The sequence below is a fragment of the Alkalicoccobacillus plakortidis genome (assembly GCF_023703085.1).
Taxonomy (GTDB): domain Bacteria; phylum Bacillota; class Bacilli; order Bacillales; family Bacillaceae_D; genus Alkalicoccobacillus; species Alkalicoccobacillus plakortidis.
In genome coordinates, this window is sequence record NZ_JAMQJY010000001.1 from 192312 (window position 1) to 207609 (window position 15298).

15 protein-coding genes, 3 pseudogenes and 1 riboswitch are annotated in these 15298 nt (G+C 38.5%); of the genes and pseudogenes, 9 read left to right on the plus strand and 9 right to left on the minus strand.

Annotated elements, in window-relative coordinates:
* Window positions 1-124 precede the first annotated feature (124 nt).
* Entirely contained in the window at window positions 125-289 is a 165-nt protein-coding gene (locus NDM98_RS01155) for a hypothetical protein (protein WP_251603575.1), read from the plus strand.
* Window positions 290-674: 385 nt separating this feature from the next.
* Here the strand turns inward: NDM98_RS01155 and NDM98_RS01160 are convergent, their stop codons facing one another.
* The 3 genes from NDM98_RS01160 to NDM98_RS24500 form a co-directional block, all read right to left on the minus strand.
* The gene (locus NDM98_RS01160; RefSeq protein ID WP_251603578.1) at window positions 675-1463 is read right to left on the minus strand and encodes a hypothetical protein; all 789 of its coding nucleotides are present in this window, start codon (window positions 1461-1463) and stop codon (window positions 675-677) included.
* On the minus strand, window positions 1453-1980 hold the full coding sequence (locus tag NDM98_RS01165; protein WP_251603581.1) for a sigma-70 family RNA polymerase sigma factor: 528 nt from the start codon (window positions 1978-1980) through the stop codon (window positions 1453-1455). The genes NDM98_RS01160 and NDM98_RS01165 overlap by 11 nt, the downstream gene beginning before the upstream one ends.
* A gap of 154 nt (window positions 1981-2134) precedes the next feature.
* Entirely contained in the window at window positions 2135-2296 is a 162-nt protein-coding gene (locus tag NDM98_RS24500; protein WP_373370343.1) for an IS3 family transposase, read from the minus strand.
* Between the two features lie 222 nt (window positions 2297-2518).
* A riboswitch (FMN riboswitch) is annotated at window positions 2519-2670 on the plus strand.
* A 172-nt stretch (window positions 2671-2842) separates the two neighbouring features.
* On the opposite strand from NDM98_RS24500, the pseudogene ribD reads away from it, so the two are divergent.
* The 4 genes and pseudogenes from ribD to ribH all read left to right on the plus strand — a co-directional run bounded on the left by ribD (window position 2843) and on the right by ribH (window position 6299).
* Window positions 2843-3929: pseudogene (gene ribD, locus NDM98_RS01170) on the plus strand (bifunctional diaminohydroxyphosphoribosylaminopyrimidine deaminase/5-amino-6-(5-phosphoribosylamino)uracil reductase RibD).
* 1 nt (window position 3930) lies between these two features.
* Window positions 3931-4572: a riboflavin synthase gene (gene ribE, locus NDM98_RS01175; RefSeq protein ID WP_251603584.1), complete on the plus strand. Its 642-nt coding sequence runs from the start codon at window positions 3931-3933 to the stop codon at window positions 4570-4572.
* A 23-nt stretch (window positions 4573-4595) separates the two neighbouring features.
* On the plus strand, window positions 4596-5801 hold the full coding sequence (locus NDM98_RS01180; protein WP_251603587.1) for a bifunctional 3,4-dihydroxy-2-butanone-4-phosphate synthase/GTP cyclohydrolase II: 1206 nt from the start codon (window positions 4596-4598) through the stop codon (window positions 5799-5801).
* Between the two features lie 27 nt (window positions 5802-5828).
* Window positions 5829-6299 (plus strand): 6,7-dimethyl-8-ribityllumazine synthase, encoded by a 471-nt coding sequence (ribH, locus tag NDM98_RS01185; protein ID WP_251603590.1) that lies wholly within the window; start codon window positions 5829-5831, stop codon window positions 6297-6299.
* A gap of 28 nt (window positions 6300-6327) precedes the next feature.
* Here ribH and NDM98_RS01190 read toward each other — a convergent pair whose 3' ends face one another.
* Window positions 6328-6867, minus strand: a complete 540-nt coding sequence (locus tag NDM98_RS01190; protein ID WP_251603593.1) for a DUF309 domain-containing protein — start codon at window positions 6865-6867, stop codon at window positions 6328-6330.
* A 146-nt stretch (window positions 6868-7013) separates the two neighbouring features.
* On the opposite strand from NDM98_RS01190, the gene NDM98_RS01195 reads away from it, so the two are divergent.
* The 3 genes from NDM98_RS01195 (at window position 7014) to NDM98_RS01205 (ending at window position 9365) form a co-directional block, all read left to right on the plus strand.
* Window positions 7014-7778, plus strand: coding sequence for a segregation/condensation protein A (locus NDM98_RS01195; RefSeq protein ID WP_251603596.1), 765 nt, complete (start codon window positions 7014-7016; stop codon window positions 7776-7778).
* A complete protein-coding gene (scpB, locus tag NDM98_RS01200) occupies window positions 7775-8365 on the plus strand; it encodes an SMC-Scp complex subunit ScpB (protein ID WP_251603599.1) in 591 nt (196 codons plus the stop codon). The genes NDM98_RS01195 and scpB overlap by 4 nt, the downstream gene beginning before the upstream one ends.
* A gap of 121 nt (window positions 8366-8486) precedes the next feature.
* Window positions 8487-9365, plus strand: coding sequence for a superoxide dismutase (locus tag NDM98_RS01205; protein ID WP_307728585.1), 879 nt, complete (start codon window positions 8487-8489; stop codon window positions 9363-9365).
* A 46-nt stretch (window positions 9366-9411) separates the two neighbouring features.
* Here NDM98_RS01205 and NDM98_RS01210 read toward each other — a convergent pair.
* A pseudogene (locus tag NDM98_RS01210) lies at window positions 9412-10375 on the minus strand (DMT family transporter).
* Between the two features lie 83 nt (window positions 10376-10458).
* Between NDM98_RS01210 and NDM98_RS01215 the strand changes: the two are divergent.
* Complete coding sequence (locus NDM98_RS01215) at window positions 10459-11028, plus strand: helix-turn-helix domain-containing protein (protein ID WP_251603601.1); 570 nt, start codon at window positions 10459-10461, stop codon at window positions 11026-11028.
* 589 nt (window positions 11029-11617) lie between these two features.
* Here the strand turns inward: NDM98_RS01215 and cls are convergent.
* From cls to NDM98_RS01235, 4 genes and pseudogenes are all read right to left on the minus strand, one after another.
* Window positions 11618-13084, minus strand: coding sequence for a cardiolipin synthase (gene cls / locus NDM98_RS01220; RefSeq protein ID WP_373370344.1), 1467 nt, complete (start codon window positions 13082-13084; stop codon window positions 11618-11620).
* A gap of 30 nt (window positions 13085-13114) precedes the next feature.
* Window positions 13115-13843, minus strand: coding sequence for an AarF/ABC1/UbiB kinase family protein (locus NDM98_RS24865; RefSeq protein ID WP_506324399.1), 729 nt, complete (start codon window positions 13841-13843; stop codon window positions 13115-13117).
* Window positions 13838-14775: pseudogene (locus NDM98_RS24870) on the minus strand (ABC1 kinase family protein); the annotation flags it as partial. The pseudogene NDM98_RS24870 and the gene NDM98_RS24865, both read right to left, overlap by 6 nt.
* A 102-nt stretch (window positions 14776-14877) precedes the next feature.
* Window positions 14878-15180, minus strand: coding sequence for a phasin family protein (locus NDM98_RS01235; protein WP_251603610.1), 303 nt, complete (start codon window positions 15178-15180; stop codon window positions 14878-14880).
* Window positions 15181-15298: the final 118 nt, after the last annotated feature.

Here is a 15298-nt window from a genome sequence, read left to right on the forward strand (position 1 = left end):
TATGGAAATAAGAACGAATATGCGTTAAACCGTGCAGAACAAACAGGTGCTCGTTTTGATACAATGCAGGTACAGGATGGTGAGAGAATTCTAATTTCAATCTATAAAATAGGGGCGTGATTAGATGAATGAAAAGCAGCGAGAAGAACACTTGGTAAAAAAACTAAAAGAATACAATAAACTATTTAAAGAGGTTAATCCAAACCCAAAGACACTCGTGGCTAACAAACGTGGAAACCTTGTGTTGGATCTAAATGACCCTTCTGATCGTCGTTGGTATGAAGGATAAGTTATAGGCGGTTTTGAATCGAGTATTATAATGAGCTTCTTGTGGAATCTGGGGAAACTCGACCTGTAATGTTGGTCACGAAGCAAGATGAACAATGCAAAGTCGCACAGATCAGAGACATTTCAATCTCTAATCATAGAAGCGGGTTTGAAATGAAGGATTGGCAAGAAGTTGGTCTTTGAAAGGCATATTTTGTGAATTGTCACCAAAAGATGCCCGAAGTCAGAGAATATTAATCTAATAGCTGTTTGTTCTTTACCACCAGTGGCTCTCGACTCCGCGCTTACTGAATTGATCGTCTGCAAATCGTGGTTCAAAACCCCGAACTACTGGTGCATTTCGTCCGTAAAACTTAGACCGAGAATTAAAGGATAAGGGCTAAGCCCTACTCATCTTGAATATCATCAATGTCGATTGGGGTATTATCTATTTTATGATAATTCCCACTAAATTCTATCATCTCTTTAAGATGATTAATGTCAATGGGGGTACTCGTTACATCATAATAGTTTCCATTCCATTGTAGTATGCGGTTTTCGTACAAATTGAGCATAATCGGTGTGTTTCTATTGCTCTTATAAAATGTAATCAGAACTCCATTTTCGTTCGATACATCATCATCCCATTCAGAATCATGCATTTTTTTAATCGTGTACTGACTTAAAAAATCAATTAATTCATTTGCATCAGTAACATCATTTAATTCATATGCTTCTTCAGATGTTATATCAATTATCATCGATTCAAAATTCGTTGAATTGTAATTGAACAAACTGTCTAATGATTTCTCTTTATTCTCATTTATCATTTTTACTGAAAAAAGAACAATAGGAATTAGGATTAATAACGTACTGAAAATGATAAAGCTCTTTTGATCCCGAAGTACCTTAAATAATAGATAACTTGAAAGCTTTTCAGATAGGAATGCTGCTAATGGGATAATTCCTAAAAGATAAATGGAAATAGTAGTCAACGTGCTTAGGAGTCCAGTTTTCCAAGGGATATAATAATAATAGATAGCTCCATATAGATAAGTATTAATAACTAAGAAAATCACTAAAAAAGTGTAAAATAGAAACTTTCCTTTAGCTTGGTTAATTCCAATTCCACTTCTTTCACTTAATTCTTTGGGGACTTTAATTTTATTTATTTCATCTTTTATATTATTGCTCATTAAAACCACCTCTTTCTATGTTCTTTCTAAGTTTTTCTAAAGCACGATAGAGGATCGTTTTTACAGTCCCTAAAGATAAATCAAGTACATGTGAAATTTCTTTTAGAGTTAAGTCTTCATAAAATCTTAAGATAACAACACTTTTCTCAGACTCATTCAGATGATCTATTAAATCCTTCACTGTAATTTCTAAGTCTATATCTTCGTTAACATCGATAGGTATGTAATCTTTAATATTATCTTCGAATTGTACCTCCATGTTTTTCTTTCTAAGTAAGTCTATAGAAGAGTTTATTGCTATTCTAAGTAGCCAAGTTTTGAAATATCTAGGCTCTTTTAAGCTTGAAACTTTTTTAAATGAACGGCATGCCGTCTCTTGAACGACTTCAAGGGCATCATCTTCATTTTTCATATATATAAAGGCCATTTTATATATATCTACCTCATGTGCTTGAAATAATTCCAAAAAAGCTTTTGAATTACCTCTTTGAGCTTTTTTGATTAGTTTCAATTCCAAAATCTATACACCCCCCGCATTATCTATAAATTAGACGTAACAATAAGCCATTTGGCTTTCATAATTTAAAATAAATTTTAAAATGATCGACTTCACTTTAATTTTTATGAATGATCGACATTAAATTAGTCAGAAAAGATAAGATCTGCAATCTTTAATCCAGAGAAGCTTTGTAACCGAGCGTGCCGTGGCTTCTGATCATATTATACCAGTTTATGTAATCGTCTAGTTTAAGGATTAGTTGGTCTAAACTGATATGGTGCGCGTTGTTCGTATAACAGTGCCTGATTTTCTTTTCGTAGTTTAGTGAATACATTCTCTTCTAGGGTCTGGTAATCTTTCTCATTAAACGAACCAGAATTTTGGCTTTTAAATTTGGCGTAAATATACTTCTAGCGCTCTTCAGTGAGTAAGACAATGAAAAAGAATAAGCCATCATTATTTGATTCGATACGAAAGTGCTTTACTTGCAATTTTTAAAAGCCAGTGATATTATTCTCACAACTTCACTTATATAAGTGATGACAACTTTATACTTTTTTTGCTTCGGGGCCGGGTGAAAATCCCGACCGGCGGTGATGAGACTTTGTGTCTCTTAGTCCGTGACCCGTTATTCATTTTACATGTATAACGGTGGATCTGGTGTAATTCCAGAGCCGACAGTTAAAGTCTGGATGGGAGAAGGAAAAAAGCTACAGGCAGTATACTATCGCAATTTGTGATAGAGCACTGTCTATTCGAGCAGCACATTTTTAATATTAACAGTTAAAAATGTTTATTTGCTGTACGATTGTATGCTTATAAACCCAAACCTTGGAGCACTTGCTTCAAGGTTTTTTTATTGGAAATGGCGGTGTATGTATTGGTGGATCAGGATTTTATGGGACTTGCTTTAACGTTAGCTGAATCGGCGAAGGGTCAAACGTCACCTAATCCAATGGTTGGTGCTGTGGTGGTTAAGCATGGCAGAATTATTGGAATTGGTGCTCATCTTAAGGCTGGTGAGGCACATGCAGAAGTTCATGCACTTAACATGGCAGGTGATGCAGCGCGTCATGCAACGATTTATGTCACGCTTGAGCCATGTAGCCACTATGGGAGGACTCCACCTTGTGCGGAACGGATTATAGCATCTGGAATTAAGCGAGTTGTAGTTGCCGTTGTAGACAGTAATCCTGAGGTTGGTGGCAAGGGAGTAAAGATGCTTCAGGAAGCTTGGAATCGAAGTAGAGGTTGGTATTTGTGAAGAGCAAGCGAAAGAATTAAATTGTGCTTTTTTTCATTATATAAATAAGCGTCAACCTTATGTGACACTTAAAGCGGCATCATCATTGGATGGGAAAACAGCTACGGTTGCAGGGCAGAGTAAGTGGATTACCGGCGATGCGGCGAGAGCTGATGGGCATCTGCTGCGCCACGTAAATGACGCTATTTTAGTTGGTGTTGGAACAGTATTGGCTGATAATCCCTCCTTAACGACTCGATTACCAAATGGTGCAGGTCGTCATCCATTGCGAGTGATCCTGGATTCACAATTACGCACTCCAACAGATGCACAAATTGTGACAGATCAGATGGCTGATACACTAATCTTCACCTTGAAATCGGCTTCTGTTGAACATGAAAACCACTTGAAAAAATCAGGCGTAACCATTATCAGACTGGATAGAATAGATATTCAAAGTGTGCTAAATGAACTTGGTTCACGTGAAATTCAAACCCTACTTGTTGAGGGTGGTGCCGAAGTTCATGGTAGTTTTGTCAAAGAGAAAAGTGTGAATGAAGTGGTGCAATATATAGCCCCTAAACTAATAGGTGGTAGATCCGCCTCACCTGTAGTAGGTGGAGAAGGTATTGCGCAAATAAATGAAGTTTTACAGCTTTCAATTAAGTCGGTCACTCAGCTAGGAGAAGACGTTCGTATTATTTCTAAAGTAAGGAGAGATTAAGATGTTTACTGGAATTATTGAAGAAGTTGGTACGATAAAACAAATTAAAGAGTCTGGTGAAGCAGTTGAGATGACCATTGCTGCGTCAACGGTTTTGACCGATGTTCATGAGGGTGACAGTATTGCGGTTAATGGCGTTTGTCTTACCGTTACGTCTTTTACAGACATTGAATTTGTGGTTGACCTAATGCCAGAAACAGTAAGAGCGTCGAGCCTTCAGTCACTGAATACCAACTCAAAAGTTAATTTAGAGAGAGCGATGCATGCCCAGGGTCGATTTGGAGGCCATTTTGTTTCTGGTCACGTTGACGGACTAGGGACCATCGTTCGCAAAACCCCGGAACAAAATGCAATTTATTATACGATCCAAGTATCAAAGGAATTACGACGCTACATGATCAACAAAGGTTCTGTGACTGTTGATGGAACAAGCCTGACTATTTTTGGTGTAGATGATTCTTCCTTTACGATTTCTATTATTCCACATACAGTCGATCAGACCATTATTGGCGATAAACAGGTTGGAGATATCGTTAATATAGAATGTGACCTTGTTGGAAAATATATTGAACAATTTATTCAGAATCCGCGAAAAGAAGGCGTGACATCAGGATTTTTAGCAGAGCATGGTTTTACGACATAACGCCTAGAGAGGAAATGAGAGATATGGACGATACGCCATTTGATTTAATTGAAGAAGCGATTGCTGATTTAAAGCAAGGGAAAGCTGTTATCGTTTGTGATGATGAAGACCGTGAGAACGAGGGGGACTTTGTTGCATTAGCAGAAAAAGCCACACCTGAAGTGATTAATTTTATGGCGGTTCATGGACGTGGATTAATTTGTGCACCTATTAGTGAAGAGTTAGCAAAACGTCTTGAGCTTAATCCGATGGTTCAACATAGTACAGATCCTCACGAGACAGCTTTTACTGTTTCAATCGATCACATGACAAGTACGACAGGTATTTCCGCACATGAGCGTTCAGATACGGTAAAGGCGTTAGTTGATCCGAACACACGAGCAACGGACTTTAAGCGTCCAGGTCACATCTTTCCGTTAATTGCGAAAGATGGTGGGGTACTACGTAGAATTGGACATACGGAAGCGGCAATTGATCTAGCCATATTATCAGGTTCTGCGCCTGCGGGTGTTATTTGTGAGATTATGAATGAAGATGGAACAATGGCACGAGTGCCTCAGCTTCGCAAGCTAGCCGATGAACATAACTTAAAAATGATTACGATTAAGGACTTAGTTCGTTATCGTCATCGTAAAGACACCTTAATTAAGCGAGAAATTGAATCGGTTTTGCCAACTGATTTTGGCGAATTTAATATTGTTGGATTTTCAGATATTCTAGAAGGCAAAGAAAGTGTTGCGATGGTTAAAGGCGACATTACGACTGATGAACCAGTCCTAGTACGTGTTCATTCAGAATGTCTGACAGGTGATGTGTTTGGATCTCACAGATGTGATTGTGGGCCACAGCTACATGCAGCACTTAAACAAATTGAAACAGAAGGTCGCGGTGTGTTACTTTATCTAAGGCAAGAAGGGCGTGGCATTGGTTTGATAAATAAATTACGTGCCTACAAACTTCAAGATGAGGGTTATGACACAGTTGAAGCAAATGAAAAACTTGGGTTTCCAGCTGATTTAAGAGAATACGGAATTGGTGCTCAAATTTTACGTGATTTGGGGATCAGACAAATGAGGCTACTAACTAACAATCCGCGCAAAATTACCGGGTTGTCTGGATACGACCTTGAAGTGGTGGAACGTGTTCCGATTCAGCTTCCCCACCATAAAGAAAGTGAACGTTATCTAAAAACAAAGTCAGATAAGCTAGGACATATTTTAAAATTCTAAATAAAGAATGCAGGAGGAGAGATACGTATGGGAACAGTATTTGAAGGTAAAATGAATGGTGAAAACTTAAAAGTAGGAATCGTGGTTGCGCGCTTTAATGAATTTATAACAAGTAAACTGTTAAGTGGTGCTGAAGACGTATTTAGAAGACATGGCGTGGCAGAGGCAGATGTAGATATTGCGTGGGTACCGGGAGCATTTGAAATTCCGTTTGCTGCAAAAAAACTAGCCGATACAGGTAAATATGATGCGATTTTAACACTTGGTACGGTAATTAGAGGTTCAACTCCTCACTTTGATTATGTGTGTAATGAAGCAGCAAAAGGTGTAGGTTCTCTTGCCCTCTCATCAGGGATCCCGGTTATCTTTGGTGTTCTAACAACCAATACGATTGAGCAAGCCATTGAACGAGCCGGAACAAAAGCTGGTAACAAAGGGGCAGAGACCGCAATCGCTGCGATCGAAATGGCGAATTTAAGCCGCTCAATAGATGCATAAGTAAAAAGTCTAACCCGCATTGCAACGATTAGCAATGCGGGTTTTGTGTGTTCTGTCTGCGTTTTTCTAGTTGATAAGCACGCTCATTAATAACCTCTTTCCGATCTCGTAACGTATGCTTATGGATAAGCTGTTTATTGGAAAGTACACTCGGCTTACACCAGGTTAGCTTAAGCTCTTTGCATTTGTTTTGACAAAGAGTGAGTAATTGCGAATCGTGTATAGGTAGATTGATATCTTCAAAATCAGTAGCGGTTTCTAACTGATTTAATCGGTCATTTAATGTTTGCATGAGAAATTGTGGTTCTATTCCTAAATCTTGAATGGACGTTGTGTCTCGCTTAATTAATCTCAAGGCATTTGAAAGCATTTTTTTGGCACCATTTAGGTTACCACGCCTTTGATGATAGAGACCAACAGCAATTTGAATTAGTGCAACCCAATAGGCATCTTCTTCTGTTTGAGCTGTCGTTTTCCAATGTTCCTCTAGTACTTCATGACATTCAAAATAATCTCTTTCGGCATGAAAGTATATCAAGTACTCAAGATAAGCTGATGCATACTTCATGAAAAACCCCCTTGCCGGCACGTAGACCTCATCAAATGATTTGTGTTACTAAAATATATCAACTAAACCTCATAAATAGCAAGCGTTCCACCTGAATCACAAGTATGGTATACTCCAATTGAACGTAAACAAAGGCCGTGATAAGAATGAATTCCTATAGTGTAAAAGTCGATGCATTTGAAGGACCACTAGATCTTCTTTTGCACCTGATTAATCAAGAAGAGTTAGATATATATGATATTCCCGTTGCTCGCATAACGGACCAATATCTACAATATATTCATACGATGAAAATCCTTGAATTAGATATTGCGAGTGAGTATTTGGTGATGGCTGCGACACTTTTAGCGATTAAAAGTAAAATGCTATTGCCTAAAGAGTCAACGGAGCTCTTTGATGAAGAGTGGTCAATGGAAGAAGAAGACGATCCGCGTGAAGAGCTGATGTATCAACTGATTGAATACAGAAAATATAAGGAAGCAGCGTCTGTTCTTCAAGAAAAAGAGCAGGAGCGTAGTTTAATACATACAAAGGCACCAGAGGATCTTGATCCGTACATCACAGAAGAAGAACGTAGAGACCTTGCTATCCAAGGAGTTTCACTGTTTGATATGCTCTCAGCTTATCAAAAACTAATGAAACGTAAAACATTTACCACACCACATACTAGAACAATTAAAAGTCAGGAATATTCAATTGAAGAAAAAATGGATGAAGTGATGACTCGTATTTTGTCATCAACCGGACCTCAGAGATTTGAAGAATTCTTTGAATCCGGTGAAAAAGGTCAGCTTGTTGTAACATTTTTAGCTGTTCTTGAGCTCATGAAAACCAACGTGATTCGCTGTGAGCAACATGGACATTTTTCAGATATTATGATTTACCAGGCTGGCGGAGGGGTTAGTGCATGAAGAAGGAAGATTTACATGCAGCCATAGAAGGGCTGCTTTTTGTTACAGGAGATGAGGGGTTAACCTATAAACAGCTTTCAGAGGTTCTTGAATTAGAAGAAAGCCAAATTAATGAAGCGGTTAGTTCTTTAAAGCAGCTATTTGCCGAATCAAATCGTGGAATACAAATTATAGAAACAGCTGGAATCTTAAAGCTTGCAACATTATCAGAGCATACAGCTTATTTTAAAAAACTGGCATCATCACCTGTCCACTCTGGCTTATCAAGAGCAGCCTTAGAGACGTTAGCTATCGTTGCATATAAGCAACCTATTACTCGTTTAGACATTGATGAGGTACGAGGTGTAAAATCTGAGAAGTCACTACAGTCACTTGTATCAAAACTGCTGGTAACGGATGTTGGTAGGGTTTCTGGTACAGGACGAGCCATTTTATACGGGACCACATCGTACTTTTTGGATCACTTTGGCTTAAGCAGTATCGATGAGCTGCCACCTCTACCAGAAAATGAAGAAGATGATTTAATGGAAGACGAAGCGGATCTCTTTTTTAAGAAGATGAGTGAAACCGAGTTCCAAAATGAATAAATAGGAATAAGTAAAGAGAGTCGGCCTGGTGCTGGTTCTCTTTTTGGTTTGCTGAATAAAAGCACAAACTAGTCATCTATACATAGAATAGTGCATTCGAACAATTGGGGAGGGCATAGCTTTGAGTGATTACATTCAATCTATCATGAGCTGGGGACAGCATTTAGAAAGCATGTGGCTCGAAAAAAGAGTGGAGTTAAAAAGAAATCAGGTCGCTACCGATTCATTTGAGCAGGCGTTATTTCGCTTACATGAAGGGCTCGTTCATCACGCGCATGATGAAGCTTTAATTATGGCTGCGGCTGATGAAGCCTATCGACAATGGCAGCTTCTACAATCATTTAGTACCCAAAACGGTGTCGCTGATTTAGCGCCAGTACCTATTGGAGGTCATACTCTGCCGCCGCTACCTTACGCAACAAATGCCTTGGAACCTTATATTGATGCGGAAACGATGCGTATTCATCATGATATACTGCATAAAAAATACGTTGATGATCTCAATAAGGCTGAACTAGAGCTGCAACAGGCAAGGAAGACGGGTAATTATGATTTGGTGAAGCATTGGGAGAGAGAGTTAGCTTTTAACGGTGCTGGACACTATTTGCATACCTTATTCTGGACCGTTATGAGTCCAGACGGGGGCGGGTTTCCAATGGGAGAACTGTCTACTCAGATTCAACAAGATTTTGGCAGCTTTGAACAGTTTAAAGCACAATTCTCAGCCGCAGCTGAAAAGGTTGAAGGAGCAGGTTGGGCTCTTTTAGTTTGGTCCCCTCGAGCACACCATTTAGAAATTCTTCAAGCAGAGAAGCATCAAAATCTTTCGCAACAGGACCAAGTGCCGTTGCTTGCACTAGATGTATGGGAGCATGCGTATTATCTAAAATACAAAAATGTCCGAAAAGACTATATCGATCAATGGTGGAATGTGGTGAACTGGCCTGAGGTATCAAAACGATTTGCTTTAGCAAAAAAACTACGCTGGCAACCTTATTAAATGGGCTACGAAATAGAACTGGCTAAAAACCAAGATTGTTTGATTTTTAGCCAGTTTTTCTTTGTTTTAATACATTTTTCTTGGTTTGTTTATACGTAAGAAAGCTATGTAGAAGCAAACCTACAATGATGATGACGATGCCAGCTAGCGCAATTCCTTTTGGCGGAGAAACAGATAATAAAAGCATCTCTCCAATAATGACAAAGATCACTTGCATAGATTGTGTTGCCTCTACAGATGCGAGTTGACCTTGATGGTGGCGAACACGATTTGTCGCGTAAAATAAAAGACTAGTTGCAATCACACCGGAGCTTAAGCCAACAATGCTGGATTGAGTAACCTGTGAGGCACTCGGAAGACCCGTTTTAAAAAACGCAACCAATGCAATGATAAGCCAAAATGGAATACTGGCGAGTGTCATTCCAAGAACTCGTTGAAGCGTTTCAATCCGACCTCCACAAAGCTCCATCATCTTTCTGTTTCCAAGAGGAAAGGCAAAAGCAGCAATGACAACTGGTCCAATTCCAAGTATAATTTCAGTAGTTGAAAGGGTTTTGGCATTAGGCAGCTGTATAAGAATGACACCAACTAAGATCAATAGTGAAACAGATAATGTTGACAGTGGGATAATGGATCGTTTCATGGAATTTCCTTGTTTGACCATAAAAAATGGGGCAAGTAGTGCACCGCAAATAATGGTTAGCTGCCAGGTTCCTGCAAGTAGCCAAGCCCGGTCCATACGAAGCAGCAAATGTAATAGGTGCGTAAAATAAGACAAAGCCAACAAAACTCCATAATAACCATTGCCCTGGATTTTTACGCATCTCAATAATTAATGTGTGAAGATTGCGACGGATAAGGACAAGCAAAAGCAAAAAAGGTAGCATGGAGAAAAAACGTAAAGAGGATGACCACATCCAACTGCCACCTTCAAGATCCATTGAACGATTTAAAACAAACGTAACAGCAAAAAATGCGGAAGCAATGATACCAATCACTAATTCTCTCATAGTAACCCCCTTTTTATATATTATAATATATGTTGTGTATAATATAACATATAAATATGATCGGAAGGAGTGTTTTTAAAACATTGACCACTCATCGAGACGAAAAACAATTAGCCAATCAAATTGGAGCGATGTTACGAAAGGTTAGAACGGAAAAGCATCTGAGTTTGCAGGAGCTTGCTGATCAATCTTCTGTCAGTACATTAACACTTGGAAATATCGAGCGAGGGGAAGCGAATCCTTCCTTAGCAGTCATTTGGAAAATCGCTAATGCACTGCGAATCCCGATTTCGTCTTTACTACAAGAAGCAGAAGAGATTGTTGTCTCTCGCAGTCATACTGGGAGCCGAGTGTATAGTCCAGGAGAAGTGTGTTTGCTTGAACCAATGTTTGATGATCGAGTCTATGGACCGGTTGAGGTTCACCGTGCCTTTTTAAAACCAAATAGTACATATTCACCAGGTGAACACCAAACAGGAGTAGTTGAATATGTAACGGTCATGAAAGGTGATGTGACTGTTTTAATTGAAGGTCAATCCACTCAACTAGCCACCTATGACGCAGTGAAGTTTGAAGCAGATGTTGAACATGCTTATGTGAATAACACTAATGAAGAAGCTGTCCTGCATTTTGTTATGACGTATTCGAAGTGATTTTGATAAATGACCAAATTATCTAAATAAACAAACCCATATAACTATTATTAACAGTACAGTTTTTTTCGAGCAATACACCCGCTCCCGGGATGGGGCACGCTTTCCGGGGGCGGACCTTGAACTAAACTGGCTACACCAGTGTATTTCAAGTTTGCCCGTACTTCCCCTCGGAGTCGGCCCCATCCCGTCCGCTATGAGATAGCGTCATAATTTTTTACTTGCTTACTTAAATTTAGTTAGGGTTTTTTGGTCAAGGAACGATTTACAAGTGTGCGAATGAATCAACATAGAAAACAACCTATCTCAAAGACAATAATGTTGCCAATTGGCCTGCATGAGCAAGCTACTAAAGTTTGAAACATGTATAATGAATTGAACGAATACTATTTAATATACTTGCTAATTCGTAAGTAAATGAATCCTGTTACAAATTAGCCTAAACAAGCGGAGTGCATATCCACAGCGGTAGGCAACCATACACTTTCTTTTAGATGAACAAATAAACCGAGCGATTATGATGTGAGTTTAACATCATAATCGCTCGGTTTTGATGATTCTTAAACATTTCTAACACGGCTCGCCATACTTACAAAATAGGAGATAGCAATCTTGATATGGATTCTTTAAAACGCATCGTTTTAGAACGTTTCTCGTAGTCTTCCCAAGTGAACAGTTTTGAGAGCATTAGATCTTCGTCAAATTTTGCGAGGAGCTTCTCAGCTGTTTCTTCTTCGTAAATAAAGGCATTCACCTCAAAATTAAGCTTAAAGCTACGCATATCAATATTAGCTGTTCCAACAGAGCTAATCTTCCGGTCAACAATTAACGTTTTGGCATGAATAAATCCATTTTCATACGTATAAACCTTAGCACCTACTTTTAATAGCTCGCCAACATGAGAGGTGGTGGCCCAATAAACAAACATGTGGTCTGGTTTATTTGGAATGATAATTTGAACATTAATGCCACTCAAACATGCTACTTTTAAAGCGTCAAGAAGTGTTTGATCGGGAATAAAATAAGGTGTTTGAATATAGATCGAATCTTGAGCCATCATAATCATCTTCAGATAACCACTTTTAATTTGTTCCCATTCAGAATCAGGCCCACTTGACACAATCTGAATTGCACTTGAACCCTGAGCTTCAATTGAAGGAAAGTATCGATCTTCGTACGAAATATGATATTTTTTGGCTGCTTGATTCCAATCCAAGATAAATCGTGTTTGAATGGAGTGGACGGCAGGGCCAATTATTCGTAAATGTGTATCTCGCCAGTAGCCAAATTTTTTGCTTTTTCCAAGATACTCATCTCCAACATTAAATCCTCCGACATATCCTAAATAACCATCGATATTAGTGAGCTTTCGGTGATTCCGATAATTAAGCCTTAGATTAATAGGAGAGAGCTTGGAAGGGAAAAAGACCCCAATCTCTCCTCCGGCTTTTTCAAGCTCAGCGAGGTGTTTGTGCTTTAGCTGTCGTGAACCTAAATCATCATAGAGAAAGCGGACCTTAACACCTTGACGAGCTTTCTCTGTTAAAGCTTGAATAATCTCTTTACCAATTCCATCGTTACGAAAAATATAGTATTGCATATGAATGAATGTTTTGGCTTGTTTAATATCTTTAAGTAGCTGATCAAATTTTTCTTTTCCGTCTGTATAAAGATCAATCTTGTTTTCCTTAGTTAATACCGCATCATTATTAATAAGCATCATATAAATAAGATCGCGACTTTCATCAACCATTGGCTCATTAAACGTGAAGTCAGGGTCAATAATTTGTTCTTTTTGTTCTTCAATTAAACTTTCAATCCCTATTTTCTGAATACCTTCCCATTCAAACATTTTTCTTCTTGTTAATGTTTGCCCGATAAGTAGATAAATAATAAAACCAAAAAAAGGAACAAAGTACAAGACTAACAACCAAGCCCACGTTGATGTAGCGTCTTTTCGTTCAATAAAAATTAATACGATCGCTAAAAGAAGATTAACGATAAATAAAATAATTGCGAGTGCTGTTAGGACATCAAATTCAATCGTCATACACATACCTGCCATATTCGAATTTTTGAGTGCAAGCTAGAATCGTCCCGAGCGAATAATGGAGAAAATAATCCAAATAAACATTAGAATAGCAATGACAAATCCAATCTCAATTGCTGGAAGCTGTAATAAAATCGTTGGTTCGCTAGTAAGTGAAGCACCAACAATAATACCTACCATAATAATGCTAAAAGACATTAATACAATGGCAAACGAAACCTTATTGCTGACTTTATCAATTTTGTTTATTAATCGATCGACTTCTGGGACAGAAATTTCTACTTTTACTTTACCGTGCTGCACAGATTTCGATAACGCTCTTAGTTCTCGAGGGAGGTCCCTAATTAAATCAATAGAATCTACAACCTCATCTTTTAGAAGAGACGTTAATCTGCGTGGATCGTACCGTTCTTTGATCAATGTTTTTCCAAACGGTTCAATCAAGTCCATAATACGTAAATCAGGATCTAACGTTGAGACAATCCGTTCAACAGATAATAAGGATTTCCCGAGTATTGTTAAGTCGGAGGGGACTTTACATTGATGTTTGTTTGCAACAGCAAATAAATCTTGAACTGCTTCACCAAGGCTAATCTCACTGATGGGCAAATCATAATACCTGAGTCGTAATGCATCAAGGTCGTCCCTGAGTAACTCTTGATTGACATGATCTTGGACAATGTTTGTATTTTTTAATGCCTTTAATACTTTATCTGTATGTCGACTTTTTAGACCAATGACTAGTAATGCTAAATTTTGACGCATCTCAACCGAAAGTCGTCCCACCATCCCAAAATCTATAAGCGCAATTTTGCCATCACTTTTGACAAAGATATTCCCTGGGTGTGGATCGCCATGGAAAAACCCGTGAACAAAAATTTGCTGAACAAACCTTTAGCAAAATGTTCGGCTACTTGACTAAGGTTATATCCATCTTCTTCTTTTATTGAAGTGATTTTTGTACCTTCTACAAACGCGATAGTGATGATTCGTTTTGTTGAGAAGTCTTTATAGATCTCAGGTACCTCTACATACTGATCATCCTCAGATTGACGAAGGATTCGCTCCGTATTTTGCGCCTCTTCTCGGTAATTCATTTCCAATTTTAACGCTTCGGCAAATTCGTGAAATACATCAAGAAGATTAAATCGTTTTGCCCAGATTAATCTTTCTTCCGCTAGTCCAATTAGATCTTCTAGGATAGCTAAATCGGTTAGTACTAATTTTTCAATATGGGGACGCCTTACTTTTACAACTACTTTTTCTCCAGTGGGGAGCACAGCTTTATGTACTTGACCAATTGAAGCCGCTGCAATCGGCTCTTCTTCAAACTGTTTGAAAATATCAAGCAGAGGAGCACGTAGATCCTCTTCAATGATGGATTTTACTTCTTTAAACGGAAAAGGGGGGACATGATCTTGCAGCCTGCTTAATTCATTGATTAAATAGTCAGGGAAAATATCAGATCGAGTACTTGCCACTTGACCTAACTTGATGAATGTTGGCCCAAGCTCCTCCAAAAGTAAGCGCAATCTCTCAGCTGTGGAGCGGTAATAGTTTGGATCTTTCTTTTTTTTAGGTGTACGAACAAAATCCAATAAACCAAGGTCACGAACTAAATGGCCAAACCCATAGTGAAAGAGAGCTGTAAGTATATCTTGATATCGCTGAATGTAGCGTATTCGTTTTTTAATCATGTAAGGTCACCTCCAACCGCCAAACTAAACAGACAGAAACGCAAAGCGGCGGATCTATAGTAAGAACCGCCTTTAGGATGCTTGCATAATAATGCTGTCTCGTTAGTTATTTTGATTTGCTTGTTCTAGTTCTCTGATTCTGCGTTCAAGAGCAGTAATCTCTTCCTTAGTGGCGATGTTCATTGATGCAAGAACTTGTTTTACACGTTCTTGAACGATCCCATCAATTTGTTTCTGAGTTTGTGAACCTTTTTCAATCAGGTCCTCCACTAGGTTTTCGGATTCGGATCGTTTGATCTCGCCTTTTTTGACTAAGTCGTCTACCGCTTTTTCAATTTGTTCCTTGCTTGCAACGGCAGCACCTAAACCAAGTGAATAAACATTATTTAATATACTTCTGACCATACGCACATTCCTCCTGGTTGATTTCAAATGGTGACGAGATTTGTAAGCTATCTTCTCTTTATACTACCTTACTTTCATCGAAAATAAAATCATTAGCTTTTAGTGTGTCATTGCATGA